This window comes from Amycolatopsis sp. NPDC003865, assembly GCF_053605345.1.
In genome coordinates this window covers 88,924-114,695 of sequence record NZ_JBSGJA010000022.1, presented here as the reverse complement: position 1 = coordinate 114,695, position 25,772 = coordinate 88,924, and the positions used below count along the sequence as shown (strand labels likewise).

General features: G+C 71.6%; 26 protein-coding genes. 9 read left to right on the top strand and 17 right to left on the bottom strand.

From position 1 onward, the window contains the following. Window positions 1-39 precede the first annotated feature (39 nt). Genes ACWEVP_RS39350 through ACWEVP_RS39340 form a run of 3 tightly spaced genes read right to left on the bottom strand, consistent with a single transcriptional unit; the run spans window position 40 to window position 2,717 of the window. Window positions 40-1,152 carry a bifunctional RNase H/acid phosphatase gene (locus tag ACWEVP_RS39350; protein WP_452067655.1) on the bottom strand — a complete coding sequence of 371 codons (1,113 nt, stop codon included), beginning with the start codon at window positions 1,150-1,152 and terminating at the stop codon, window positions 40-42. Then, window positions 1,149-1,886, bottom strand: a complete 738-nt coding sequence (locus ACWEVP_RS39345; protein ID WP_452067654.1) for a zinc ribbon domain-containing protein — start codon at window positions 1,884-1,886, stop codon at window positions 1,149-1,151. The genes ACWEVP_RS39350 and ACWEVP_RS39345 overlap by 4 nt, the downstream gene beginning before the upstream one ends. A 9-nt stretch (window positions 1,887-1,895) precedes the next feature. Beyond that, window positions 1,896-2,717: a Nif3-like dinuclear metal center hexameric protein gene (locus ACWEVP_RS39340; RefSeq protein WP_452067653.1), complete on the bottom strand. Its 822-nt coding sequence runs from the start codon at window positions 2,715-2,717 to the stop codon at window positions 1,896-1,898. Between the two features lie 31 nt (window positions 2,718-2,748). Here ACWEVP_RS39340 and ACWEVP_RS39335 point away from each other — a divergent pair, with 31 nt between their 5' ends. From ACWEVP_RS39335 to ACWEVP_RS39320, 4 genes are all read left to right on the top strand, one after another. Next, a complete protein-coding gene (locus ACWEVP_RS39335; RefSeq protein ID WP_452067652.1) occupies window positions 2,749-3,318 on the top strand; it encodes a chorismate mutase in 570 nt (189 codons plus the stop codon). 472 nt (window positions 3,319-3,790) lie between these two features. Next, complete coding sequence (locus ACWEVP_RS39330) at window positions 3,791-4,249, top strand: low molecular weight protein-tyrosine-phosphatase (protein WP_452067651.1); 459 nt, start codon at window positions 3,791-3,793, stop codon at window positions 4,247-4,249. A gap of 59 nt (window positions 4,250-4,308) precedes the next feature. After that, a complete protein-coding gene (locus ACWEVP_RS39325) occupies window positions 4,309-5,142 on the top strand; it encodes an SURF1 family cytochrome oxidase biogenesis protein (RefSeq protein ID WP_452067650.1) in 834 nt (277 codons plus the stop codon). A 50-nt stretch (window positions 5,143-5,192) separates the two neighbouring features. Further along, entirely contained in the window at window positions 5,193-5,807 is a 615-nt protein-coding gene (locus tag ACWEVP_RS39320) for an FMN-binding negative transcriptional regulator (protein ID WP_452067649.1), read from the top strand. A 29-nt stretch (window positions 5,808-5,836) separates the two neighbouring features. Here the strand turns inward: ACWEVP_RS39320 and ACWEVP_RS39315 are convergent, their stop codons facing one another. The 3 genes from ACWEVP_RS39315 to ACWEVP_RS39305 all read right to left on the bottom strand — a co-directional run bounded on the left by ACWEVP_RS39315 (window position 5,837) and on the right by ACWEVP_RS39305 (window position 7,943). Continuing rightward, window positions 5,837-6,271 (bottom strand): hypothetical protein, encoded by a 435-nt coding sequence (locus ACWEVP_RS39315; RefSeq protein ID WP_452067648.1) that lies wholly within the window; start codon window positions 6,269-6,271, stop codon window positions 5,837-5,839. 63 nt (window positions 6,272-6,334) lie between these two features. Next, window positions 6,335-7,219, bottom strand: coding sequence for a cobalamin biosynthesis protein CobD/CbiB (locus ACWEVP_RS39310; RefSeq protein WP_452067647.1), 885 nt, complete (start codon window positions 7,217-7,219; stop codon window positions 6,335-6,337). A 40-nt stretch (window positions 7,220-7,259) separates the two neighbouring features. Beyond that, complete coding sequence (locus ACWEVP_RS39305) at window positions 7,260-7,943, bottom strand: FadR/GntR family transcriptional regulator (protein ID WP_452067646.1); 684 nt, start codon at window positions 7,941-7,943, stop codon at window positions 7,260-7,262. Between the two features lie 103 nt (window positions 7,944-8,046). On the opposite strand from ACWEVP_RS39305, the gene ACWEVP_RS39300 reads away from it, so the two are divergent. The 4 genes from ACWEVP_RS39300 to ACWEVP_RS39285 all read left to right on the top strand — a co-directional run bounded on the left by ACWEVP_RS39300 (window position 8,047) and on the right by ACWEVP_RS39285 (window position 10,823). Continuing rightward, the gene (locus ACWEVP_RS39300) at window positions 8,047-8,541 is read left to right on the top strand and encodes a gluconokinase (protein ID WP_452067645.1); all 495 of its coding nucleotides are present in this window, start codon (window positions 8,047-8,049) and stop codon (window positions 8,539-8,541) included. Beyond that, a complete protein-coding gene (locus ACWEVP_RS39295; RefSeq protein ID WP_452067644.1) occupies window positions 8,538-9,905 on the top strand; it encodes a GntT/GntP/DsdX family permease in 1,368 nt (455 codons plus the stop codon). The genes ACWEVP_RS39300 and ACWEVP_RS39295 overlap by 4 nt, the downstream gene beginning before the upstream one ends. Before the next feature lie 91 nt (window positions 9,906-9,996). After that, the gene (locus ACWEVP_RS39290; protein ID WP_093948599.1) at window positions 9,997-10,320 is read left to right on the top strand and encodes an ArsR/SmtB family transcription factor; all 324 of its coding nucleotides are present in this window, start codon (window positions 9,997-9,999) and stop codon (window positions 10,318-10,320) included. Then, window positions 10,317-10,823 carry an SRPBCC domain-containing protein gene (locus ACWEVP_RS39285; RefSeq protein WP_452067643.1) on the top strand — a complete coding sequence of 169 codons (507 nt, stop codon included), beginning with the start codon at window positions 10,317-10,319 and terminating at the stop codon, window positions 10,821-10,823. The genes ACWEVP_RS39290 and ACWEVP_RS39285 overlap by 4 nt, the downstream gene beginning before the upstream one ends. A 55-nt stretch (window positions 10,824-10,878) precedes the next feature. On the opposite strand, the gene ACWEVP_RS39280 is transcribed toward ACWEVP_RS39285, so the two are convergent. The 6 genes from ACWEVP_RS39280 to ACWEVP_RS39255 are packed head-to-tail and all read right to left on the bottom strand — an operon-like array spanning window position 10,879 to window position 17,590. Then, entirely contained in the window at window positions 10,879-11,847 is a 969-nt protein-coding gene (locus ACWEVP_RS39280; protein WP_452067642.1) for an N-acetylglucosamine kinase, read from the bottom strand. After that, complete coding sequence (locus tag ACWEVP_RS39275) at window positions 11,844-13,109, bottom strand: 6-phospho-beta-glucosidase (protein ID WP_452067641.1); 1,266 nt, start codon at window positions 13,107-13,109, stop codon at window positions 11,844-11,846. Before ACWEVP_RS39275 ends, ACWEVP_RS39280 begins: the two co-directional genes overlap by 4 nt. Next, window positions 13,106-13,996, bottom strand: coding sequence for a carbohydrate ABC transporter permease (locus ACWEVP_RS39270; protein WP_452067640.1), 891 nt, complete (start codon window positions 13,994-13,996; stop codon window positions 13,106-13,108). The genes ACWEVP_RS39275 and ACWEVP_RS39270 overlap by 4 nt, the downstream gene beginning before the upstream one ends. Further along, a complete protein-coding gene (locus ACWEVP_RS39265; protein ID WP_452067639.1) occupies window positions 13,993-15,015 on the bottom strand; it encodes a carbohydrate ABC transporter permease in 1,023 nt (340 codons plus the stop codon). The genes ACWEVP_RS39270 and ACWEVP_RS39265 overlap by 4 nt, the downstream gene beginning before the upstream one ends. Next, complete coding sequence (locus ACWEVP_RS39260) at window positions 15,012-16,370, bottom strand: extracellular solute-binding protein (protein ID WP_452067638.1); 1,359 nt, start codon at window positions 16,368-16,370, stop codon at window positions 15,012-15,014. Before ACWEVP_RS39260 ends, ACWEVP_RS39265 begins: the two co-directional genes overlap by 4 nt. Before the next feature lie 23 nt (window positions 16,371-16,393). After that, a complete protein-coding gene (locus ACWEVP_RS39255) occupies window positions 16,394-17,590 on the bottom strand; it encodes an ROK family transcriptional regulator (RefSeq protein ID WP_452067709.1) in 1,197 nt (398 codons plus the stop codon). 221 nt (window positions 17,591-17,811) lie between these two features. On the opposite strand from ACWEVP_RS39255, the gene ACWEVP_RS39250 reads away from it, so the two are divergent. Continuing rightward, on the top strand, window positions 17,812-18,288 hold the full coding sequence (locus ACWEVP_RS39250; RefSeq protein WP_452067637.1) for a hypothetical protein: 477 nt from the start codon (window positions 17,812-17,814) through the stop codon (window positions 18,286-18,288). 211 nt (window positions 18,289-18,499) lie between these two features. On the opposite strand, the gene nudC is transcribed toward ACWEVP_RS39250, so the two are convergent. From nudC to ACWEVP_RS39225, 5 genes are read right to left on the bottom strand one after another with little or no spacing between them, the layout of a single operon-like run. Beyond that, window positions 18,500-19,519 (bottom strand): NAD(+) diphosphatase, encoded by a 1,020-nt coding sequence (gene nudC / locus ACWEVP_RS39245; RefSeq protein WP_452067636.1) that lies wholly within the window; start codon window positions 19,517-19,519, stop codon window positions 18,500-18,502. Beyond that, window positions 19,519-20,898, bottom strand: a complete 1,380-nt coding sequence (locus ACWEVP_RS39240) for a M16 family metallopeptidase (RefSeq protein ID WP_452067635.1) — start codon at window positions 20,896-20,898, stop codon at window positions 19,519-19,521. Before ACWEVP_RS39240 ends, nudC begins: the two co-directional genes overlap by 1 nt. Then, window positions 20,895-22,187 (bottom strand): M16 family metallopeptidase, encoded by a 1,293-nt coding sequence (locus ACWEVP_RS39235; RefSeq protein ID WP_372672186.1) that lies wholly within the window; start codon window positions 22,185-22,187, stop codon window positions 20,895-20,897. The genes ACWEVP_RS39240 and ACWEVP_RS39235 overlap by 4 nt, the downstream gene beginning before the upstream one ends. 9 nt (window positions 22,188-22,196) lie before the next feature. Next, a complete protein-coding gene (locus tag ACWEVP_RS39230; protein ID WP_452067634.1) occupies window positions 22,197-23,747 on the bottom strand; it encodes a DUF2207 family protein in 1,551 nt (516 codons plus the stop codon). A 17-nt stretch (window positions 23,748-23,764) separates the two neighbouring features. Continuing rightward, window positions 23,765-25,477 carry a DUF2207 domain-containing protein gene (locus ACWEVP_RS39225; protein WP_452067633.1) on the bottom strand — a complete coding sequence of 571 codons (1,713 nt, stop codon included), beginning with the start codon at window positions 25,475-25,477 and terminating at the stop codon, window positions 23,765-23,767. Between the last annotated feature and the right edge of the window lie 295 nt (window positions 25,478-25,772).

Below are 25,772 nucleotides of genomic sequence, written 5' to 3'. Positions count from 1 at the left end.
CGTCGGCATTGAGCGTGATCCACCCCACATTTCCGCGGGTCAGGCCAGGTGTGAGGTGTCGTTGACCAGCCGGACCGAAGCGTTCCCGTCGGGGTAGAACTCGACGATCGACAGCGACGCCAGATCGAGGTGCAGCCGGAACAGCAGCTGCGGCCCCGCGTCGAGGCCCATCCGGAGCAGCGTCTTGATCGGCGTCACGTGGCTGACCAGCACCAACGTCTTGCCGCCGTGCTCGGCGATCAGCTCGTCGCGGGCCTTGCGGACGCGCCGGTGGACGACGTCGAAGCTCTCGCCGCCCGGCGGCGGGACCGAGCTGTCGCCGAGCCACGCGGAGTGCAGTTCGGGGTCGCGGTCGGCCGCTTCGGCGAACGTCAGGCCTTCCCAGTCGCCGAAGTCGGTCTCGATGAGCCCGGGGTGGGTCTCGACGCGGCCGCCGAGCGCGTCGGCGACGGCCTGCGCGGTCTGCTTGGTCCGGGTCAGCGGCGAGGAGATGATCGGGACGGCCTGGCCGTCGACGACGAGGCCGTCCGTCGCGGCCAGCCGCTTCGCCGCCGCGGCGGCCTGCGACCGGCCCAGCTCGGTCAGCGGGACGTCGCCGCGGCCGGAGTAGCGGCGCAGCGCCGACATCTCCGTCTGGCCGTGGCGCAGCAGGAGCAGCCGGGTCGGAGTGCCCTTCGCGCCGGTCCACGCGGTGGTCCCGCGGTCCGGCCGCCGGGTCGGCAGCTTCGGCGTGGCGACGGGCTTTCCGGCGGCGGCGTCCATGGCCTCGTTGGCGAGCCGGTCGGCGTGGGAGTTCTGCGCGCGCGGGATCCACTCGTACTTGACGCGCGAGAAGCCGGCGGCCAGCTCCTTGGCGCGTTCGGCGAGCGGCTGCATGTCCGGGTGCTTGATCTTCCAGCGCCCGGACATCTGCTCCACCACGAGCTTCGAGTCCATCCGGACGTCCACAGTGGACGCCCCGAGCTCGGCCGCGGCGGTCAGCCCGGCGATGAGCCCGTGGTACTCGGCGACGTTGTTGGTGACGACGCCGAGGCTTTCCTTGCGCTCGGCGAGGACCTCGCCGTCGCTGTCCTTCACCACGGCGCCGTAGCCCGCGGGCCCCGGGTTGCCGCGGGACCCGCCGTCGGCTTCGACGATGACATGCGACGTCACAGACCCGACTCCATGGTCCGGACCAGGATCGCGCCGCAGTTCTCGCACTGGATGACGTCGTCCTCCGGCGCGGCCTTGATCTCGGCGATCGTGCTGCGGTCCAGCTCCAGCTGGCAGGCGCCGCAGCGGCGGGCCCGCAGCAGCGCGGCGCCGATGCCCTTGTGCTCGCGGACGCGCTCGTACAGCTTGAGCAGCGGCTCCGGGAAACGCGGCAGCAGCTTCGCGCGGTCTTCGTCGCGGCGCGCGCGGGTGGTGTCCAGGTCCTTGAACGCCTCGTCACGGCGGGCGACGGCGGCGGCGACCTCGGCTTCGGCCTTGTCGACCTCGGCGCCGGTGCGCTGCGCGTCCATGCCGAGGGCCTCGCGCTGCTCCATCAGCTCCAACAGGTCGTCTTCGAGGGCGCTCTGGCGGCGCTGCAGGGTCTGCAGCTCGTGCTCGATGTCGGTCATCTGCTTCGCGTTGACCGACCCGGACGCCAGGAGCTTGCGGTCGCGGTCCTCGCGGGCGCGCACCGACTCGATCTCCTTCTCCTGCCGGGCGATCTCGCGGTCGAGGTCGGAGGCGGCGGTCTCCACGGACACGAGCGCGTCGCGGCGCTCGCGGGCGGTCTTCTCCCCCGCGTCGATCTCGGCCAGCTCGGGCAGGGTGCGGCGGCGGTGCGCGGTGCGCGAGAGCTCGGCGTCCACCTTGGCGAGCTCGAGCAACTGGCGCTGCACGGCGGGTTCGGCCTTCACGGTGCTCCTCTAAATCGATGTGCGCTCGGCGCGGACGGTCCACGGGTCGGTGCACCGCGTGGAGACGTGAATGTCGACGTTACCCGCAAAGGCCCGCGCCACGACCGCCGAGGCTTGCCCGCACCAGGGCCATTCGCTGGCCCAGTGGGTCAGCCCGACCAGCGCGGGCACGGTGCCCGGGTTCGCCAGGTGCTCGCCGGCGGGGTGATGCCGCAGGTCGGCGGTGACGAAGGCGTCGACACCGGCCGCGGTGGCCTGCTTCAGGTAGGAGTCCCCGGCGCCGCCGGAGACGGCGACGGTGCGGATCGGCCGGTCGGCGTCACCGGCGCCGAGGACGCCGGGCACCGTCGCGGGCAGGGCGTCGGCGACGCGCTGGACGAACCGCGCGAACGGCTCGGGCTCGGGCAGTTCGCCGAGCCGTCCGATGCCGGTGACGCCGTCGGCGTTGGGTTCGAGCGGGCCGGTGACGCGCAGCCCGATCGCCTGGGCGAGGGCGTCGGACACGCCGGGGTCGGCCGAGTCGGCGTTGGTGTGCGCGCAGTAGAGGGCGATGCCCTCGCGGATCATGCGGTGGACGAGCGCGCCCTTGGCGGTGTCGGCCGGGACGCCGTGCACGCCGCGCAACAGCAGCGGGTGGTGGGCGACGATCAGCTGCGCGCCGAGCGCGGCGGCCTCGTCGACGGTTTCGGCGACCGGGTCGACGCAGAAGAGCACGCGCGTGACGGGTTCGGCGGGGTCGCCGCAGACGAGGCCGACGGCGTCCCACGACTCGGCGAGCGCGGGCGGGTACGCCTGCTCCAGGACGGTGATGATTTCGGAAAGCGCGGGCACCGGGGGATCTTCGCATGTACGGTCGCGGGCCATGCGAGTACTGGCTGTGCTCTTCGCGGTGGTGTCCGGCCTGGTCCTGGCTTCGGTCCCGGCGTCGGCTTCGGCGTCGGCTTCGGCACCCGGTCTGTGGCGGCTGACGGACCTGGCGGCGCAACGCGTCGCGATCGCGGACCAGGTGGCGGCGGCGAAGTACGGGACACCGTCCCCGATCGACGACCCGGCGCGCGAGCAGCAGATCTACGACTCGGTGTCGGCGCAGGCGCCGGGGCTCGGCCTGGACCCGGCGGACGCGGTGCGGTTCTTCCGCGCCCAGATCGAGGCGAACAAGCTGGTGCAGCGCGGGCTGTACGCGCGCTGGGACGCGCACCCGGCGGAGGCGCCGACGACCCGGCCCGACCTGGGCCAGATCCGCCCGGTGATCGATCGGGTGAACGCGAGCCTGCTGACGGAGCTGGCGGCGACGCTGGGTGTGCGTGCGTCGCGCTCGTGCCCGACGCGGCAGCTGGTGGCGACGGGGCTGGCGGAGGTGGTGCACCGCTTCGACGCGCTGCACGCGCGAGCGCTGGGCGAAGCGACGTCGGCGACCTGCCTGCCGGGTTAGGGGGCGCCCCGGCGGCGGGTCCACCGCCGCCGCCGCGAGCGCCGGTTCGGCGTCAGTTGCAGTTGCCGCAGCAGCCGCAGCCCTGTCCCGTGCACTTCGAGCAGCACCCGTGCATGATCGCTCTCCTTCCGGTTCGCGTCCTCGCGTGATCGACGCTAAGTGGCCATGCCGGGCGGCGGGTACCGCCGAGCGAGCGGGTGACCGGGTGAACCGGCCGGTTACCCGCGCGGCGCGGCAGGCACCGGCGGCGAGCCCGCGGCGCAGGCACCGAGCCGCGACAAGCGCGCCCCCGCCCGCGGGAAGAGTCCCCGGCCGCGCGCCACGCCGGCGGCAGGCCCTCCGGTGAACACGAGCCCGCCGACCGCAGGCAGATCCCGGCCGGACCCCCGCCGCACAGACAGCGCGGTCGCACGCCGTCCGGGTACCGCCGAGCGAGCGGGTGACGGGGTGACCGGCCGGTTACCCTCGCGGCGTGACGCACCTCGTCTTCGTCTGCTCCGGCAACATCTGCCGCTCGCCCATGGCCGAGCTCGTCTTCCGCGCGAAACTCGACGACGCCGGTCTCGCCGATGTCCGCCTCTCCAGCGCCGGCATCGGCCCCTGGCACGCCGGGGAGCCCGCCGACAAGCGCGCCCGGGCTACGCTCGAGGCCCACGGCTACCCCACCGAGCACGTCGCCTCCGAGGTCTCCGACGACGATCTCCGAGCCGACCTCCTGCTCGCCGCCGACGAGGGGCACGCCGAGTTCCTCCGCGCCCGCGTCGACGATCCCGCCAAGGTGCGCTTGCTCCGGTCCTTCGACCCCGACGCTCCCGAAGGCGCCGAGGTCCCGGACCCCTACTACGGCGGTGACGACGGCTTCGAGGACGTCCTCGCCATGATCGAACGCGCCGTGCCCGGTTTGCTGGATTGGGTGCGTTCACGCGGGTAGACGTCACAACGGCGGAGGTCGGCGGGCGGCCGCGCCCGGGCACGGCCTACCGTGGTGGGGTGCGGTTGCGGTTCCTGCTCAAGCCCGGGTGGCTGGCTCTGACGGTGGTGGTGTTCGCCTTCGCCATCTGCTGCTTCACGCTGCTCTCGCCGTGGCAGTTCAGCCGCAACGCCGAACGCGAGCAGCAGAACTCCGCGCTCGAAGCCTCGTTCACCGCCGCGCCCCTGCCGCTGGCGCAGCTGCTGCCGCCGGGCAGCGGGCCCGACCAGCGCACCGAGTGGCACCTCGTCTCGATCAGCGGCCAGTACCTGGCGGACAAGGAAGTCGTCGCGCGGCTGCGGACGGTCCAGGGCGAAGGCGCCTTCGAGGTGCTGACGCCGCTGCGGACCACCGACGGCACGATCGTCCTGATCGACCGCGGGTACGTCCGGCTCGACAGCAAGTCCGGCGTCCTGCCGTACGCGCCGCCGCCGCCCGGGACCGTGCAGGTCACCGCGCGGGTGCGGACCGACGAAACCGACCCGAAGAACCGGGATGCCTTCGCCGACGCCTCGACCGGCGGGAAACTGCAGAGCTACGTCGTCGACTCGCGGGTGGTCGCGCGGGCGGGGAAGCTCGACATCCGGCCGGGGTACTTCCAGCTCGACGCCGGCCAGCCCGGCGTGCTGGGCGCGTTGCCGCTGCCGCAGACGGACTCCGGGCCGTTCCTGTCGTACGCGCTGCAGTGGATCGCGTTCGGCGCGATGGCGCTGCTGGGCTGGCTGTACTTCACCGTGCGCGAGCTGAAGCCGGGCGGGGCGCTGGACGCTTCCGCGGCACCCGCGCAGCGCCGGAAGTCCGTCGCGGAGATCCTGGCCGAGGACGAGCTCGCCGAAAGTGGCCATCAGAAGTAGCTCCGAAATGGCCCTTCTACCGGGCCACTTGCGGTGGTGACACTGGCCGCATGCTGATCCACCCCTGGGACGCCGCCGCGGACGCGGAGTGGCGCGAATGGCTGGCCACGCACGACTTCGGCCAGCTGATCGCCGGCGGCGCGGGCCGCGACCTCCCGGTGGTGACCCCGGCGCACTTCGCGTTCGACGGCGACGACACGATCATCACGCACCTGGCGCGCCCCAACCCGATCTGGCCGCTGCTGGAGGAGCACCCGCGGGCGCTGCTGACGGTGGTCGACGACTACACGTACATCCGCGCGGACTGGAACACGGCGGGCGACCCGGCGGTCGGGGTGCCGACGTCGTACTACGCGACGGTGCAGCTGGAGGGTGACGTCCGGCTGGTCGACGCCCCGGAGGCGAAGGCGGCCTTGCTGGACAAGCAGCTGCGCCACTTCGAGCCGGACGGCGCGCGGGCGCCGGTGAGCGCTTCGGAAGCCCCGGACCGGCGGTTGCTGCCCGGGATCCGCGGGATCGAGTTCACGATCACGGGGGTGCGGGCGAAGTTCAAGTTCGGCGGCAACAAGACGGCCGGGGACCGGGCCCGGATCGGGGACCGGCTGGCCGAACGGGACGGGCGGCTCGACCAGGAAGCGTTGGCGCAGCTGCGCCGTCGCGGCTGAGGGCCCTTCAGCCGCGACCCCGCCGCCGGCTAGCCGCCGCAGGCCGGGACCGGGAGCACGTCCAGGAAGCCGTGGATGGTCTCGCCGGTGGTGTGGTTCAGCGCGTCCGCGGTCATGTGCTGGGTGACGCCCGGCTGGTTGGCGGTCGGGTGCTGCTCCCGGATGCCGGTGGCCGTGGAGACGTCGTCGCCGGTGAAGAAGACCTTTCCGTTGTCGGCGAAGGTGATGGACCAGGTCTGGCCGGCGACGTTCGTGTGGATCTCGAACTCCTCCCCCACGACGAACGACCCGCCGGGGCCGTCGTCGTCGTGCTTGGACTTCAGCGTGAACGGCGTGCCGAGACTGCCGGTGGAGTCCTGCTCGTAGGTGGGCCCACAGCGGCGCTGGGCCTCGGCGGTGCCGGTGACGACGAAGGTGAACAGGCTCGCGGCGATCACGCCCGCCGCAATGTGCTTGTACCGCACGGAAATCCTCCCCGTATCTGCGAAGCGTTGCTACGCCTGTCGATACGCGGCGGAGTTACAAGGTCAGCGGCGCCGAAGTCCCGTGATCAGCGCGAGCACCACCGCCGTTACCCCGGCCAGCCACCCGACGACCCGGGACAGCTCCACCGCCCGCGTCACGTGCCCGGCGTCGGGATTGCGCCCGACGCCCAGCACCGGCAGCTCCGCCACCCCGTGCGGATAGACCGTCCGCCCGCCGACCCGGACCTCCAGCGCCCCCGCGAACGCCGCCTCGACGCGGCCCGCGTTGGGGCTCGGGTGGGCGATCGTGTCCCGGCGCCACGCCCGCCACGCCCCGCCCGCCGAGCCGCCGACCACCGGGGCCGCCAGCACCGTCAGGCCCGCCGCCACGCGGGTCGGGACCAGGTGGACCAGTTCGTCCAGCCGGTCGATCGCCCAATGGCCGCGGCGGCCCATGCGGGCCCGCCGCAGCAGGCTCACCGTGCGCGCGCCGAGCAGGCCGGGGACCCCCGCCACGGCACCCCAGACCAACGGCGCCACCACCGCGTCCGACGTGTTCTCCGCGACCGTCTCCACCGAAGCCCGCGACAGCCCCACCAGGTCGAGGCCGTCGGCCACGCGGGGGTCCAGCTCGGACAGCGTCGCGCGGGCCGGGGCGAAGCGGGACTCCTCGAGGTCGCGCGCCAGCTCCGTGCCCTGCACGGCCAGGCCGGCCGCGCCGAGAACCGCCCAGGTCGCCACCGCCGTCGCCGATGCCTGCACCAGCGGGCGGCCGCGGCCGGCGCGTTCGAGCAGGAGCCCGCCCGCCACCGCGACGCCCGCGACGACCATGCCCGAACGCTGCGGGAGGCGGCGGAACGCCGTCACCGGGAGCCGCCGACGGGGATCGCCGAGGGCGCCGTCGGCCGCCACGCCCAACACCAGTCCGATCGCGCGCGCCGCGCTCACCCGTGCCCCCCGGCATCAGAAAGTCCAGTACCCGAGGAGGCTACTCGACCAGCGCGGCGATCTCCTCACGCGCCTGGACGACGATGTCCCGCATCGCCCGCTCCGCCCGGTCCGCGTCCCCGGCGGCCACCGCCGCGGCCACCTCGAGGTGCAGCGCGATGGCCTCGGGCTGCGGTTCCGGCGGCATCAGCCCGTGCCCGGTCCGGCCGGTGAGCACCTCGGCGACGACCTCGGACAGCTGCGCGAACATCGGGTTCCCGGACGCGGTGAGCAGCAGGTCGTGGAAGGCGATGTCGAACTCGAGGAACGTCGTGAGGTCGCGCGCCTTCGCCGTGCGCGCCAGCCGCTCCCCCAGCGCGCCGAGCCGGCCGCGCTCTTCCGGGGTCGCGCGCAGGGCCGCATAACGCGCCGCGCAGGGCTCGATCGCCGAGCGCAGCTCGTTCAGCGTCGCGAGCGCGGCCGGCCGCGCGGGACCGTCGAGCTGCCAGCGGATCAGCCGCGGGTCGTAGTGGTTCCACTCCGCCGGCTCCCGGACGGTCACGCCGACCCGGCGTTTGCTGCTGGTCAGCCGCATCGTTTCGAGCACCCGGACGACCTCGCGCGCCACCGTCCGCGAGGCGCCGAAGCGCTCCTGAAGCTCTTCGGAGCGCAGAACGGTCCCCGGTTCCAGGGACCCGTTCGCGATCGCCGCGCCCAGCGCGTCCAGTACCTGCTCGTGCCTCACCGGACCCAACCTAGCGATCTGACTCGATTAAGTAGTACTTCATCTTGAATAAGTAGTACTTTTGAGTTTGACTCACCTGGGCACAACGAAGTGGGAGGTGCGGATGACCGTCATCGTGGTGATGGGGGTGTCAGGCTCCGGGAAGACGACGATCGGCACGGCGCTGGCCAACGCGCTGGGCGTCGAGTACGCCGAGGCGGACACGTTCCATCCGCAGGCCAACATCGACAAGATGACCGCGGGGCACCCCCTGACGGACGAGGATCGCGCCCCCTGGCTCGAGGCCATCGCCGGCTGGATCCGCGACCACCAGGCCTCCGGCGGCGTCGTGACGTCGTCCGCGCTCAAGCGCCGGTACCGCGACGTGCTGAGAACCGGCGGCGCCGTCTGGTTCGCCCACCTGCACGGCGACCGCGCGCTCCTGGCCGAGCGCATGACGACCCGCACGGGTCACTTCATGCCGGTGTCGCTGCTGGACTCGCAGCTCGCCGACCTGGAACCCCTCGAGCCGGACGAGCCCGGCGCGATCTTCGACATCAGCGGCACTCCCGGGGACATCACGGAAGCCGCACTGACCGCTTTCCGGGAGCACGTGTGAACACCCTCCTCGCGGCCGGCTGGACCGGCCACGACACCCGCCTGATCATCGCGACCGTCGTCGCGATCGCCGTCATCGTCGTGCTGATCACGAAGGTGAAGCTGCACCCGTTCCTGTCGCTGGTGCTCGGCTCGCTCGTGCTCGGCCTGACCGCCGGGATGCCGGTCGACAAGCTGTTGAAGAGCTTCACGACGGGCGTCGGCAGCACGGTCGCGTCCGTCGGCATCCTGATCGCCCTCGGCGCGATGCTGGGCAAGCTGCTGGCCGACTCCGGTGGCGCCGACCAGATCGTCGACACCGTGCTCGGCAAGGCCCGCGGCGGTGCGCTGCCCTGGGCGATGGCACTGGTCGCCGCGCTGATCGGGTTGCCGATGTTCTTCGAGATCGGGCTCGTCATGCTGATCCCGGTGGTGCTGCTCGCGGCCAAGCGCACCGGGAAACCGTTGCTGCTGCTGGGAATTCCGGCGGTTGCCGGACTTTCGGTGCTGCACGGACTCGTCCCGCCACACCCGGGCCCGCTCGCCGCGGCGGGCGCGCTGAACGCGAACGTCGGCGTGACGCTGGCGTTCGGCCTGCTCGTCGGCATCCCGACGCTCGTCGTCGCGGGTCCGCTGTTCGGCAAGGTGGCGGCCCGGCTGGTGCCGGACGCGACACCGCCGGAGCGCCTGATCCCGGAGCGCGCCGACACCGGCAAGCCGCGTCCGAGTTTCGCCGCGACGCTCACGACGGTGCTCCTGCCGGTCGTGCTCATGCTCGCGAAAGCGCTCTCGGACATCCTGCTGGCCAAGGACAACGGCGCCCGCAAGATCCTCGACTTCGTCGGCGACCCGCTGATCGCGCTGCTGGCGGCGGTGCTCGTCGGCATGGTGCTGCTCGGCCGCCCGGCGGGCCTGGACCGCGCGCGACTGTCCACTGTGCTCGCCGACTCGCTGGGCCCGATCGCGGGGATCATCCTGATCGTCGGCGCGGGCGGCGGTTTCAAGCAGACCCTGGTGGACGCGGGCGTCGGCGACGTCATCACGGGCTTGGCGAAGGACGCGCACCTGTCACCGCTGCTGCTCGGCTGGCTGGTCGCGGTGGCGATCCGCCTGGCGACGGGCTCGGCCACGGTGGCGACGGTCTCGGCGGCGGGCATCGTCGCCCCGCTGGCGGCGGGGATGGATCCGTCGCACAGCGCGTTGCTGGTGCTGGCGATCGGCGCCGGGTCGCTGTTCTTCTCGCACGTGAACGACGCCGGGTTCTGGCTGGTCAAGGAGTACTTCGGGCTGTCGGTCGGGCAGACGCTGAAAAGCTGGTCGGTGATGGAGACGCTGATTTCCGTGGTGGCGATCGCGCTGATCCTGCCGCTGTCCCTGGTCGTTTAGCCGCCGCACGAACGAAGGCCGTCACCCCACGGCGGGTGACGGCCTTCTTCATACGTTGACATGTGACCTTTTGGTCACCTATTCTCGCCGAGTGCCCGACGACGACCTGGTGTTCAAGGCGCTGGCGGATCCGACCCGCCGGTTCCTGCTCGACCTGCTCTTCGAGCGTGACGGCCGCACGCTCACCGAGCTGGAGACCCAGGTCGAGATGACCCGCTTCGGCGTCATGAAGCACCTGAAGCTCCTGGAAGAGGCCGGGCTCGTCGTCGCGCGGAAGGAAGGCCGCGAGAAGCGGCACTTCCTCAACCCCGTGCCCATCCGGCAGATCCACGACCGGTGGATCGACAAGTACACCGAACGCCAGGTCACCGCGCTGCTCGATCTCAAGAACGAACTGGAAGGCGAAGAACCATGACGACCACCGTGCAGGTCCACCGCGTCTACATCAAGGCCACCCCGGAGCGCGTCTGGGACGCCATCACCAAGCCCGAGTGGACGCAGAAGTACGGCTACACCGGCCTTGCCGACTTCGATCTCAAGGTCGGCGGCAAGCACCGCACGCGTCCGACGCAGGCGTTCGTCGACGCCGGGTGGACCGGTGACCTCGTCGACGGCGAGGTCCTGGAAGTCGACCCGCCGCGCAGGCTGGTCATCACCTGGAAACTGCTGATGGGCCCGGAAGGCATGGGCGCCGAGCCGTACACCACGCTCACCTACGACATCGAGGCGACGAAGACCGCCGGCACCAGACTGACCGTCACCCACGACCTCACCGGCGCGCCGCTGACCGCCGACATGGTCGGCGGGGTACACGAGGACATCAACGCCGGGCCGGGCGAGAACGCCGGCGGCGGCTGGGCCTGGGTGCTGTCGGACCTCAAGTCCCTGCTGGAGACCGGCGAAATCCTGGTGCCGTAAGGGGGTCTGGCGGGGCCTGTCTCGCGCCGCTTCGAGGCAGGCCCCGCCAGGGTCTTCAGACGCGCTGGGTCGCCGCCTTCAAGGCCGCCTTCGCGGCCTCGGACGCGCCCAGCTCGTCGAGTCCGAACAACGCCGCCCCCACCACGGGGTTCACGTCGACGACGCGGACCACCGCTCGCGGCGCCACCTTCAGGCACCGCTTCTCGATCTCCGCGATCACCGGCGCGCCGATGCCGGTCAGGACACCGCCGCCGAGGACGATCTCCGGCGCGTCCTCGGTCAGGTCCAGCTCGCGCAGGATCACCGCCGCGAACACGCTGACCTCCTCGACGAACCGCGTCACGATGTCCTGCGCGACCTCGTCCCCCGCCGCCGCCACCTCGAACAGCAGCGGGCAGAGCCCGTGGATCGACGCCGGGTCGATCTCCTCGAAGTGCAGGCCCTGCACCACGTCCAGCAGCGTCGGCTTCCCGAAGTAGGCCGCCACCGCCGGCATCAGCGCGGTTCGCGGGCCGCGGCCGTCCTCCGCCCGCACGGCCCACCACAGGGCCTCCTCGCCGAGCCGGTAGCCGCCGCCCCAGTCGCCGGAGATCTTGCCCAGCGCGGGAAAGCGGTGGACGCGGCCGTCCGGGCCGACGCCGGCGCCGTTGATCCCGGCGCCGCAGACGACCGCGACCCCCACCCCCGCGCTGCCCGCCCGCAGCAGCGCGAGGGTGTCGTTGCCGACCGTCAGGGTGTCGCTCCACCCGCGCGCGGACAGCGCCGCGTGCAGCGCCTCCTCCTCGCGCGGGAAGTCCAGCCCGGCCAGGTACGCCGAGGTGTGCACCGCGAACGGCTTTTCCCCGAAGTCCTGGTACGCCTCCAGTACCAAGCCCTCCAACGCCGTGACGCAGGCTGCGACGCCGATGTTCTGCGGCGACGCGCCGGGGCCCCTCGACTTGCCCAGCACCACGCCGTCTTCCGAGATCACGAGGACCTCGGTCTTGCTGTTGCCGCCGTCGATCGCGATGACAGCGGGCCTCATCCGCGCGCCCAGGGCAGGTATTCGCGGTTGATCTGCACGAGCGAGTCGGCGAGCGTGTCGGCCTTCGAGTACTGGCCGACCAGCGGGTGCGCGAGCAGCGCGTCGGCCACGCGGTCGCGGCCACCCTTGAGCGCTGCCTCCAGGGCCAGGAACTCGTAGGCCGTGGTCGCCGAGATCAGGCCCGAGAACTGCGGCTCCACCGCCGGCTGCGGGATCGGCGCCGCCCCTTTCGAGTCCACGATGGACCTGGCTTCGATGACGGCGTCGTCCGGCAGGAACGGGAAGGTCCCGTCGTTGCGGACGTTCACCACGTGCTCCTCGGCCGGGCCGCCCGCGGTCAGCGCGTGCACCAGCTGTACGGCGGCTTCCGAGTAGTACGCGCCGCCGCGCTTTTCGAGGGACTCCGGCTTGGTGTTCTGCTCGGGGTCGAGGTAGATCTTCAGCAGCTCTTCCTCGACGTCGGAGACGACGTCCGCGCGCGGCCGCTCGGTGCGCTGCTTGGTGACCTGCTCGTCGTGCGCGTAGAAGTACTTGAGGTAGTACGACGGCACGACGTTCATCCGCCGCAGCCACGTCTGGGGCACGCTGACCTCGGTGGACAGGTAGTCCAGGTGGTTCTCCAGCAGCTCCGGCAGCCGGTCGACGCCGTCGACGAGCGCGCCGCGCTCCCAGCTCAGGTGGTTCAGTCCCGTGTGGACGAGCTTGACGTCGTCCGCGCCGACGCCGAGCAGCTTGCCGAACTGGCGCTGCAGGTTGATCGCCACGTTGCACAGCCCGACCGCGCGGTGGCCCTCGTTGAGCAGGGCGCGGGTGACGATGCCGACCGGGTTGGTGAAGTTGACGATCCACGTGTCGTCGCCGGCGATCTTGCGGACGCGGTCGGCGATGTCGAGCACCACCGGGACAGTGCGCAGCGCCTTCGCCAGCCCGCCCGCGCCGGTCGTCTCCTGCCCGACGCAGCCGCACGCGTGCGGGAACGTCTCGTCCGAGCGCCGCGCCCGCTGGCCGCCGACGCGCAGCTGGATCAGCACAGCGGAAGCGCCGTCGACACCCTCTTCCAGCGACTGCGTCGTCTTGACCCGCGCGGGGTGCCCGGCGTGGTCGAGCAGGCGCTGGCTGAACCCGCCGACGGCCTCGACGCGGTAGGCGTCCGGGTCGACCAGCACGATCTCGTCGACGTCCAAAGTGGACCGGCGCCCGGCGATCCCGTCGATCAGCTCCGGCGTGTAGGTGGACCCGCCGCCGACGACTGCCAGCTTCATCCCTTGACTCCCGTGAATGTGATGCCCTTGACGAACGACTTCTGCGCGAACACGAACAGCACGATCACCGGCGCCATGATCAGCGCGGTCGCCGCCATCGTCATGTTCCACTCGACGTGGTGCATGCCGCGGAAGGACGCGATCGCCAGCGAAAGCGGCCAGTGGTCCTGGTTCTCGCCGGTGTAGAGCAGCGGCCCGAAGTAGTCGTTCCAGGTGAACAGGAAGCAGAACATCGCGGTGGCCGCGATCCCCGGCTTGGCCATCGGGATCAGCACCCGGACCATCGCCTGGAACTCGTTGCAGCCGTCGATCTTCGCCGCTTCGATGTAGTCCTTCGGAATGGTGAGGAAGAACTGGCGGAGCAGGAAGATCGAGAACGCGTCGAAGAAGAAGTACGGCACGATCAGCGGGACCAGCGTGCCGGTGAGACCCATCCGGACCCACAGGTCGTACAGCGGCACGACGGTGACCTGCGGCGGCAGCAGCATCGCGGCCACGGTCAGCATGAAGAACAGGTTCTGCCCGCGCCACCGCAGTTTCGCCAGCCCGTAGGCCGCCGGGATCGCCGAGAGCAGCGCGCCCGCCGTCGCCAGCGCCGAATACAGCAGGCTGTTGCCGAAGTATTCGAGCAGCGGTGCCTTCTGGAACACCTTGACGAAGTTTTCGAAGTGCCATTCGGTCGGCCACAGGCTCGCCGTCATCGCCTGGTCGCTCGCCATCACCGCGGTGAGGAAGACGAACAGGATGGGCAGCATGAAGATCACGCCCATCGCGATGCCCACCGAATGCAGAGCGATGAACGACAGCCGCTTGTCCCAATTGCGCTTGAACCGCACCTTCGGCGGTACGCCCGCCTCGCGCTGCGGCGCTTCGGCCACGGCGGTCATGCCCCCTCCTCCTGGTGCTGGGACTTCCGCAGCTGCCGCACGAGGATCCACGTGAAGGCCGCGGAAACGATGAACAGCAGCACGGCCATCGCCGCCGCGTAACCCATGTTGAAGTAGCGGAAACCTTGGACGTACAGCCAGATCGGGTACGTCAGCGTCGAGTTCTGCGGCGCCCCGATGAGCTTCGAGTTCCCGGCGACGTCCGCGGTACCCGCTGATGCGGACGCCGCCACGATCGCCTGGGTGAAGAACTGCAGCGCGTAGATGATCGAGTTGACCACGCCGAACAGCAGCACCGGCGAGATCGACGGCAGCGTGACGTGCCAGAACCGGCGGATCGGGCCGGCGCCGTCGAGTTCGGCGGCTTCGTACTGCTCGGTCGGGACGTCCAGCAGCGCGGCCAGGATGATGATCATCAGCTCGCCGGAACCCCACAGCGCCAGCAGCGTCAGCGCCGGCTTCGACATCGCCGGGCTGTTGAACCACAGCCCGCCGTCGATGCCGACGAGCCGCAGGAACCGGTTGACCGGGCCGAACTCCGGGTTGAACACGAAGACGAACGCCAGCGTCGCCGCCGCGGGCGGGGCCAGCGTCGGCAGGTAGCAGAGCGTGCGGACGAGGCCGACGCCCGACTTGAGCCGCGAGATCACCGAGGCGACGCCGAGCGAGAACACCACCCGGCACACCGTCAGGACGACCACCAGCCACAGCGTGTTGTACGCGGCCGTGCCGACCAGCGGCTCGGTGGTGAACATCCGGATGTAGTTGTCGAAGCCGACGAACTGCGGCGGGTTGATCAGGTCGTAGCGCGTGAAGGAGTAGTAGACCGTCGCGATCAGCGGGTAGCCGAAGAAGACGAGGAACCCGACGAACGCCGGGGCCATGAAGAGGAAGACGGTCCGGCGGCGCTTGGCCCGGCGGGCCCCCGCCCGCACCTTCGCAGGTGCGGACGGGGAAGCCTTTTCGGCGAGCGGGGGCGAGGTACTCGTTACCGCCGAGACCCCATCGGACAGAGTCATCCGCCCGCGCCCTTCTGCTTCAGTTCGTCGTCGATCTGCGCGTCGACCTTCTGCAGGCCCGCGGTCAGGTCGGGGATCGAACCGGCCTGCCACTTCTCGGCGAAGTCGTTGACCGCCTTGAGGTGCGCGTCGCCGATCGGGGTGGTCTGGTTGGCCACCAGCTTGCCGCTGTCGTAGATGTCGAGGAACGTCTTGAACTGCGGCTGCAGGTCCAGGCGCGGCGAGGTGAGCGACGCCTTGGTGCTCGGCACGTTCTTCAGGCCGTTGGCCATGTCCACCAGGGTGTCGGTGTCCAGGGTGACCTGCTTGATGAGCTCCCACGCGGCGCCGGGGTTCTTGGCGCCCTTGGGGATCGCGATGATCGTGCCGGTGGTGAAGCCGCCGCCGTAGTGGTCGGCCATGCTGTCGAGCACCGGCGCGGGCGCGGTGCCGTAGTTGACGTTCGGTGCCTGGTCCTTGAGGAACGCGGTGCGGAACTCACCGTCGTAGATCATCGCCAGCTTGCCCTTGTGGAAGCCGTGGTCGGCGGAGTACTCGTCCCCGAGGCCGGCCTTGAACTGCTCGACCTTGTCGTGGCCGCCGTAGAAGTCGATGAGCTGCTTCTGGAACTCGAACATCGCCTTCCAGCCGGGGTTGGTGGCGAGGTCGGACTTGCCGTCCGGGCCGAGGAAGGGCGCGCCGAAGTTCGGCGCCCAGTACTGGGCCTGGTTGGCGTAGAACGGCATCGAGGGCAGGAAGCCGGCGACCTTGATCGAGCCGTCCGGGTTGAACTCGGTGAGCTTCTTGGTGGCCTCGAACAGTTCCGACGTCGTCTTCGGCGGCGAGGTGATGCCCTTCGCCGCGAACATGTCCTTGTTGTAGTACAGGCCGTAGACGTCGGCGAGCATCGGCATCGCGCACCGCTTGCCCTGGTACTCGGTGTAGTTGCGGACCGCGTCCGGGATCTGGTTCAGGTCGATCTTGTCGCGCTCGATGTAGGGCTTGAGGTCCTGGAAGCTGCCCGTGGAGCACCAGGCACCGAGGTTGTCGGTGTAGAAGGAGATCGCGACGTCCGGTGGATTGCCACCGCGGATCGACTGGGTGAGCTTGTCGTCGTCCTGGTTGCCCTCGTGCTTGATCTCGATGTTCGGGAACTTCGCCTTGAGCTTGTTGAGGCCCGCGGTGACCACGCCGTACTCGCGGTCGGTGAACTTGGAGTACACGGTGATCGTGATCTTGTCGTCCTTGCCGGGCGCGGCGGCCGCGTCACCGCCGCTCGGGGCGGCGGCGCCGGAGCAGGCGCTGGTCAGCAGGACGGACGCCGCGGCGGCGGCCAGCAACAGGGCGCCTCGGCGGGTCCGGGTGGTAGGGGGCATGGCCCTCCTCCTCATCGGTTGGGCTACTCGGTCGGGGACGGGTGCTTTCGTCCTCGGGCCTGCGACCCGAGGAGCGTGGGGGTGACGACGCCGAAGACGTCCTCACGGGCGGTGGCCAGCGCGGACTGCAGCGCACCGGCGCGGACGGCGTTGCCCTGCACGGAAGCGCAGCCGACCGGCGTGCGCGGCAGGACCAGTTCGTGGAGCTTCGCCTGCACCAGCGCGGCGAACTCTTCGCCACCGGCGCGGCTGGTGTCGCCGCAGAGGAGCACGAGCTGCGGGTCGGCGACCGCGACGAGGTTGGCGACGCCGCCGGCGACCCGCTTGGCGAGGTCGTGCCGGAAGGGGTGGTCCGGTCCGGTTTTCGCCATGGCGTCCCAGGCGGTTTCGGCTTGGACGCCGTGCGCGGCCGCGAGACGGCAGATCGCGGGCGAGTCGACGAGGTTGCCGAACCGGGCGCCGGCCTCGGGCCAGACGTCACCGGTGTCCACTGTGGCCGGATCGGGCACCCGCATCCAGTCGATCTCGCCGCCACCGCCGGTGGCCCCGCGCAGCAGCCGCCGTCCGATGACGACGGCGCCGCCGACGCCTTCGGACAGCCAGACCATGACGAAGTCGTCGACGTCCTGCGCCTGCCCGACGGTCATTTCCTCGACGGCGACGAGGTTGACGTCGTTCTCGATGAGGACGTCGACGCCGAGCTCGTCGGAGAGTTTCTGCGGGACGTCGAAGCCGAGCCAGCCGGGGATGTGCGGGGCGGAGGAGAGCAGGCCGGTCCGCGGATCGAACGCCCCCTGCGCGCCGATCACGACGTGGGCCAGGTCTTCTCGCCCGACCCCGGCCTCCTCGGCGACCTGGCTCAGTGCCTCGCCGAAGGTCCCGACGACGTCGGCGCCTTCGTGGACGGGCAGCGGCGTCCGGTATTCGGCGAGCACGATCCCGGCGACATCGGCGACGACGAAGTCGGCGACGTGCGGCGTGAGATCGACGGCGGCGACGAAGGCGAGACCGCCGTTGGCGGCCCAGAGCTGGGCGCGCGGTCCCCGGCCACCGCCCCGCACGCCGGCTTTCACGACGAGGTTGTCCTGCTCGAGCCGCGTGATGAGCTGCGCGGTGGCGGGCTTGGAGAGCCCGATGGCGAGTTCGAGTTCGGCGCGGGTCAGCGGGCCTTCCCGAAGGAGGACCTCGATGGCGGCGCGATCGTTGATCTCGCGCAGCATCCGCGGGCTACCGGCTCGCACTCGTCGCTCCCGACTTAATTAGGATACTTTACAGACGGTTTCGCAGGACTGTAGTGAGCCGGGGCACAGCCGTCAACGGTCTGGTGAAACGAGCAGGTAACGCCTCGGGCCCCGCTGGGCCACCTGGCGGAAACACCGGTTGACGAGTTGCGCCGGTGCCGCCGGGCCTGGTCGACGGATTTCCGGTTGCGCATGCGGGGATGCTGGTGTTCGTGGACGTCGTGGCGCAGAAGGTGCGGACCACCTGGACCAAGAGGTCGCGGGGTGGCCCGCTCGCTGCCGTGCGCAACGCGGCGCCGGTGGCGTTCCCCGTGCCGGCGGGGGCGGCGCTGCACCTCGTGGATGTCGACGAGTCGACCGGCTTCGAGCCGCGGTTCGCGCTGCGCCCGCTCGCCGAATTGGACGGTGTCAGACTCCGCGAGGTCGACGGCGGATTGCTGGTGATGGTGGTGCCGTCGGCGTGGAGCCGGCCCAACCGGGCGTGGCGGCCCTCGCCGGTCCGCCTGCTCCCGGGTGAGTGGATCCGGTGGCAGGTCAACATGCGGTTCGGCGCGACGTGCCAGTGCGGCAGCGACTGGAGCTACCGGCTCGAAACCCTAAACCTGGCGTACCGCGCGAAGCCCGACTTCAGGGGCACGCCGACCCGCTCGGTGATCGAGCGCGCTGACCTGCGGTGATCTGCCCGAGGACGTGCTCGGCTGTCCGGTGCCGCCGCACGGCCCGCCCACGAACTGGCAAACAACGGCTACAACGCGAACCAAGGCGTTCCGCTCCCGGCCGACAGCTGGGAAGTCATGCGAGACGCCTTGGTCGCGGCAACGATCGACGATGAGCGATGAGCGATGTCGTGAAGGCACGCCATCAGCACGCCTTCACGACGGCGGGCGGTTACTCCTCCGCGTCCGCCCAGGCCTTGAGCATCACGCGGGCGATCGACGAGTTCCCCGGCAGGATGATCTCCGCCGCCCCACCGGCGATCGGCGTCGGCTTCGAACCCTCACCCCGCACCGCGCTGTTCGCGAACGCCGCACGCACCTCGGCGCGCGACACCCACAGCGCCTCTTCGATCTCCCCGTCCGCCGGCACCAGGGGCAACGACCGGTCCGCCCGCGCCGTGAAGCCCAGCATGATCGACCGCGGGAACGGCCACGGCTGGCTCCCGAGGTACCGGACGTCCGACACGGACGCCCCCACCTCTTCGCGGATCTCCCGGATCACGCACGCTTCCAGCGACTCGCCCGCCTCGACGAACCCCGCCAGCACCGAATACCGGCCCGCCGGCCAGATCGGCTGGCGCGCCAGCAGCACGTGCGAGCCGTTCGTGCCCTCCGCCGAGTGGACCAGGCAGATCACCGCCGGGTCGGTGCGCGGGTACTCCTCGCGGCCGTCGTTCGTGCACTTGCTCGCCCAGCCGAACTGGATCAGCTCCGTCGGGTGGCCGCACCGCGTGCAGAACTTCGCCTGTCGACGCCAGTTCCGCAACGCCTGCGCCGTCGTGAACAGGCCGGCCGACGTGTCGTCCAACAGGTCGCCGTAGCCGCGCAGCTCGACCCAGATCTCGCCGTCGGCGGCCGGGACCTCCTCGACGAAGCCCCAGCTGCCCGCCATCTTCACCGTGCCCGCGTCACCCGACGGGCCGCCCGGCAGGGACCAGTAGTCCGTGTCCTGCCACTCGCCGAGGAACACGGCGTCCGCCGGTGGCGAAGCACCGAAGTCGATCGCCTTGCGGAACGACAGCACGGACGAGCCCTCGACGACCGGGGTGCGCCCGGTGTCGTCCAGCAGGACGACCCGGGCGTCCGCCCAGCGCGACAGCAGTCGCGAAGGGTTGGTGCGCAAGCCTTCCTGGCGGTCCACAGTGGACCGCGACAGGGTCGGCGACGAACCCAGCGAGAACGGGACGGACATCAGGCCGGCTCGCCCACGACGACGTCGCCCAGGGACAGGAGCTTGCGTTCCAGGACACCCGCGTCGCCGACCACCACGCCCGTGAACCGCTTGGGGGCGAAGTACTTCAGCGCCGCTTCGGCCACCTCGTCGGCCGTCACCGCCGCCACCCGCGCCGGGTGCTCGTTCAGCCACTCCAGGCCCAGCCCGGTCGACGCCAGCGCCAGCACCTGCCCGGCCAGCCCGGACTGCGACGACGTCGACGTCAGCAGCGAGCCGATCGCGTACTGCCGCACCGACTCCAGCTCGTCGCCCGACGGCGGAACCTGGCCGAGGCGGCCCAGCTCGTAGCGGGTCTCCAGCAGCGCCGGGGCGGTCGCCTCGGTGGCCGTGTCCGCGTCGACGTTGACCACCGCGGTGCCGTCGGTGAACTCGAACCCGGAGTGCGCGGAGTACGTGTACCCCTTGTTCTCGCGGATGTTCTCCACCAGCCGCGACGAGAAGTACCCGCCGTAGGCCAGGTTCGCCAGCTGCAGCGCCGCGTAGCCCGGGTCGGTGCGCGGCACGGTCTGCGCCGAGAGCCGGATCTGCGACTGCACGGCCCCGGCGCGCGGCACCAGCAGCACGTTCGGCCCGGTCAGCTCCGGCAGCGGCGGCAGCCGGACGGCGGAGCGGTCGGACGCCCAGCCGCCGAGCACCTTCTCCAGGTCACCGATCACCGATGCCGGATCGAGGTCGCCGACCAGCACCAGCACCGAACCCCGCGGCAGCACCGACGCCTGGTGCAGCGCCCGGACCTGCTCCGGCGTCACGACCGCGACGTCTTCGGCGCGCGGGACCTCGCGCGTGGCCGGGTGGTCGCCGTAGCGGTGCTTCTGCAGGGCCTCCCGCGCGATCGTGCGCGGCTGGGTCCGCGAGACGGCGATCCGCTCGACGAGCCGCTCCTTCTCGCGGGCGATCTCCTCGTCGGCGTAGGTCGCCCCGGTGAGGACGTCGCCGAGGACGTCGAGGAACGTCGGCAGCTTGTCGGCGAGCGCGGATCCGGTCAGCACCAGGCGTTCCGGGTCGACGCCGGCGCCGATGTCGCCGCCGATCAGCGCCAGCTCGGCGTCGATCTCGATGCGGTCGCGGCGCGCGGTGCCGGTCAGGATCGTCTCGGCGAGCACCTCGGCCGTGGCCGGGTGCAGCGCGTCGTCGCCCGCGAACGGGATCCACAGCCGGGCCTCGACCAGCGGCACGGTCGCCTTGCGCACGGCCAGCACGCGCAGGCCGTTGGCCAGCTCGGTGTCCACATGGGACAGGTCCGCGGCGGCGCGCTGCTCGCCCAGCGGCGGCAGCGGGCGCGGCCCCCGCGTCGTGCGGCCGATCTCGTCCGCACTGCGGTGCGTTGCTGAAGTCACTGCTCGTTGGTCCCTTCCGAAGCGGGCTTGACCACCAGGACGGCGCGCGCGTCGGGGCGCAGCGCCTTCGCCGCCGCCGAAACGGCTTCCGAGGTGACGGCGGACATCCGGTCCGCGAGCTTGTACACCAGCGACGCGTCGCCGTAGAGCAGCTCGAACGAACCGAGGGCCAGCGTCCGGGACACCAGCCGGTCGTGCTCGGAGTGCAGGCTCGCCGTCCAGCGGGCGGTGACCTTGCGCAGCTCCTCCTCGCTCGGCGGGGTCTCGGCGAGCTTCTCCAGCTCGTCGTCCAGCGCGGCGAGCACGCGCTCGCGCGGCACCTCGTGCGGGTGGATCAGGGTGATGGTGAACGTGTCGGGGTCGCGCGCCTCGAACGGGCCGAACAGCCCGGCGCCGGCGCCGATGTCGACGACCAGGGGCTCGCGGTGCACCAGCCGCTGCTGCAGGCGGGAGCCGTCGCCGTCGGTGAGGACGCCGGCGAGCACGAGGTAGGCCAGGTAGCCGTCGACGTCGTTGATCGGGTCCGGCATCCGGTAGCCGATGCCGAGCGCGGGCAGCGGGGCGTGCGGGTCTTCGACCTCGCCGCGCAGCTCGGTGGTCGGCAGCGGCTCGGCGAACGACGGGCGCTGCGGCGCGGGCCGGTGCGGGACGTCGCCGAAGTGCGTCTCGATCAGCTTCTTGGCGTTGTCCACCTCGAAGTCGCCCGCCACGGTGAGCACCGCGTTCGCCGGCGCGTAGTAGGTGTCGAAGAACGCCGCGCAGTCGTCGACCGTCGCGCTCTCGAGGTCCTCGAAGCCGCCGTACCCGTTGTGCGCGTTGGGGAACGTCGAGTACAGCACCGGCGGCAGGGTGATCCACGGGAACCCGCCGTAGGGCCGGTTCAGCACGTTGAGCCGGATCTCCTCCTTGACGACGTCGATCTGGTTCGCCAGGTTCTCGGCGGTCAGCTTCGGCGCGCGCATCCGGTCGGCCTCGAGGAACAGCGCGCGCTCGAGCGCGGCGCTCGGCAGCACCTCGAAGTAGTCCGTGTAGTCCGGGTGGGTCGACCCGTTGAAGGTGCCGCCGCTGGACTGGACGTGCCGGAAGTGGGCGAGCTTCTCGAGGCTCTCCGAGCCCTGGAACATCAGGTGCTCGAAGAGGTGCGCGAAACCGGTGCGCCCCTCGGGCTCGGAGCGGAAGCCCACGTCGTAGTGGACACTGACGCCGACCACCGGCGCGGTCGCGTCGGGTGCGAGGACCACGCGCAGACCGTTGTCGAGGGTGTATCGGACGAGCTCGGGATCGGCCATGGCCCCACCCTACGACGGGTCGGCGCCCGCGTGCGTCCCGACTGGCGAGTGAGAACGGGTGTGCTGCCGCACGGCGTCGAGGCGACGGCCGCGACGGGCGCCGGCGAAGGTGCCCGCCAGCGCCGTCGCGAAGGATCCGGCCTGGTCAGGCGTGATGTCGCCGTCGTGCCAGTAGACCGGCGGAGGGTGCTCGAGGGCGGCGAACGCGGCCACCCACGGGCCCAGTTCGCCCAGAGCTGACGCGTACGGGAGGCCACGCGAGAACACCAGCTCGCGTTGGGGCTTGTCGAAGTCCTTCGCCCGGGTGGTGGCCAGTTCTTCGGCGACGCCGCGCAGCCGGCGCGCGACGTCGGCACCCGCGCGGCGGCGAGCGGGCAGCGCCGCCGAGACGGCGACGGCCGCGACCCCGGCCAGCGCGAGGATGACACCGAGCTGGGCGTACCCGGCCGTCAGGGCCAGCAGGACGGTGAGGAACACGCCGTAGAACACGACCCGGATCCCCGCGCGCCGGAGCCGCCCGGTCGCGAGCCACCCGCGGCCGGCGAGGTCCGCGGTCAGTTCCGCGCGGGGAATCTCGACGTGCCGTTGCCGCAGTTCGGCGAGGGTCACCGACTCCTCCGGCAGGACGGCTTCGAACACGGCACGCTCGAAGGTCGTGAGGTGGGCGTCGGGCGGGTTGCGGCGGGTCAGCCGGGAGCCGTCGCTCACCCAGAGGTAGTTGCGGACGGCGAGGTCGAGGACGGTCGCGGCGAGGTCGGCGGCCCCGGCGCGGCCGTGCAGGAGGATGCCGGCGTGCCCGGGCAGCACTCCTTCCGGGGACGCGAACTCGCCGTTCTTCGCGATCAGGCCGGCCTTCGGCGGGTCGCCGGTGTCCCGGCGGCGGGCGAGCAGGACCCAGGCGGCCGCGGCCAGCAGGAGCGCGCCGAAGCCCGCCCACGCCCAGGCGACCGGTGCGGTGAGGACGAACGCGCCGGCGATCGTCTTGGCGGGGACGAGGACTTCGTTCGCCGGCACGGTGCCCGGGGGCAGTTCGACGGTCGCCGTCATCCGCTCGCCCGCGGGGAGGTTCTGCTGGCTGAACCGGGTCAGCCCGGCGTGGTCGATCTGCGCGGCGGCACACGGGAAGTCACCGGCCAGGCAGTCGACGGCCGTCGGGATCTTCGGCGCCGCGAAGGAGGCCCGGACGAACTTCAGGTCGGTGCTCCAGCCGCCGGCCAGCTCCCAGGTGACGCGGTCACCGCCCACCGCACCGTCCACTGTGTACCGGAGGACCGAAGTGCCGGATGTCAGGTGGACGGTCAGCGCGTCCTGGTCCACCTGGGCGTTCCCGCTGCCTTCGAGGACGACGTCGCGGACGCCGTAGACGCGGTCGCGGTGGTGCGGGGCGGCGACGCGCAACGGGACGCGGCGGTCCATGGTGACGCCGTTCGGCACCGAGATCGCCTCGGCGACCGAGAGCGAGCCGTCGCGCTCGACCTTGAGCTGGATCTCGGCGCTTTGCGGCACCGTCGGCAAGGGCGGCTGGTCCGCCGGCGCCGCCGCCAGGACCAGCGCCAGCACCGCCCCGGCGAGCACGGTCAGCGGGCGGTGCGGCCGGCCGCGGTGAGCAGCCCGTCGAGCGCGGTCAGGAACGACGGGAAGTGCGCGCCGAAGCGGCGCAGGTCGTGGTCGGCCTCCATGCCGCCGTACCAGTAGAGGCCGGCCGAGCCGTCCGACGCCGGGTTGAGCGCGGCGAAGGCGCCGAGCCAGCGTTCGGTGTCGCCCAGCACGACCGCGTACGGCAGCGAGCGCGAGAACACCATCTCGCGGTCGGCGGGCGGGATGTCCTCGGCTTTGGCGGTGTGCAGGTAGTCGAGCAGGCCGCGGACCTGGCCGACGAGCGCCCGGCCGCGCGCGGTGCGCGAAGGCAGCAGCGCGGCCGCCGCGGCGACGGCGAGGCCAGCCAGCGCGACCGCGACGCCGAGCAGCGCTTCGCCGACCGTGAACGTGAGGACGGCGGTGGCGGCCGCGCCGAGCGCGAAGATGCCGGCGCCGAGCCAGGTCAGCCGGCCGCGGGCGGTGTCGGGACGGCGGGAGAACCAGCGCTTGGTGACGACGTCGGCGTACATCGCGTCGCTGATCTTGCGCAGGTCCAGGGTGCCGCGGGCGCGCAGCTGCGAGACGAGCACGGCGTCGGTGCCCGCCGGGAGCAGCGTCTCGTAGACGGCGCGTTCGAATTCGTGGAGGTGCTCGTCGGGCGGGTTGCGGCGGGCGAGCTGCCAGTCGGGGCCCGGCACCTCGGCCAGCCACAAGTAGTTGCGGACGGCGAGGTCGACGACGGTGGCGCTGATGTCGACGACGTCGACGGTCTCGTCGACGACCGTGCCGACCTGGCCGGGCAGCACGCCGTCCGGACTGGCGAAGAAGACGCGGTCGCCGTCGCGCAGCAGGACCTCGACCGGGCCGGTGGCGGTGGTGAGGGCGCCCGCGTCCTCCTTGCGGCGGCGGCGGACGTAGAGGCCGCCGGCGATCAGGAAGACGAGCAGGAGCGCGAAGGCGACGCCGGTCAGCGGCGTGAAGGCGAAGGCGGTGGCGAAGAGGCCGACGTCGGCGAACTTCGCGGTGGCCGGGACGGTGTTCGCGGGCAGGCCGACGAGGAGGTCGACGCGGTCGCCGGGGCGGACGTCGTTCTGTTCGAGGCGCACGACGCCGGTGTGGTCGAGCTCGGCGAGCGTGCAGCGCTGGTTCGAGCCGATGGGGCCGGCGAAGCAGTCCACAGGGGACAGTCGCGGGGACGGGGCGAGGAAGGAGGCGGTGAGCTTGGCGAGCGGGGTGTCGAAGCCGCTGGCGACCTGCCAGCGGGCTTGCTGGCGGCCGCTCTGGTCGGCGACGGCGCCGTCGACGGAGTAGGTGACCGTCGACGCGCCGCCGGTGAAGGTGAGAACGAGCTGGTCACCGGTCAGCAGGCTGGTGGCGGCGCCTTCGGTCTTGACGTTCTTGACGGCGAAGACGCGGTCCTGGTCGTCACCCGCGGAGACCTTGAGGGGAACGCGCGAGGTGAGCTGCTTGCCGCCGGGGACGGTGACGTGCTCGGTGACTTCGAGGGAGCCGTCGCGCAGGACTTTGAGGGCGACGTCGGCGGTGGCGCCTTCCGGCGGCTGGACGTCTTGGCCGCTCAGCTGCTGGGGTTTCTTGACCTGGTCGGAAGGAGCGTTCGGCAGCACTGGCCCGGCGGACGGCCCCTGCGCGGCGGCGGGCCCGGCGGCGGCCAGCACCATGACGACGGCCGCGACCGCCGCCCCCCATTTCATCGACACAGCACCACACCCTAGAGCACTCGATCTATGCTGACGCCCGGAACGGCGAGATTTCCGCAGGTACGCCGGTTCCGACGGGGAAATCGCACGGGGGGTTCCGCTTTCATGACGCACGGCCCGCAGGGTCCTGGTTTCGGTGCTGGTCCTGGTCCGCGGGATCCGCGGCGGCCGGTGCCGCCGCCGGGGGCCCGGCCGTTGCCGCCACCGGGGGTGCGGCCGCTGCCGCAGGGGCGGCCGGGGCAGGGTCCGGGTGGGCAGCCGGGGCCATGGCAGGGCGGCGCACCGGGTC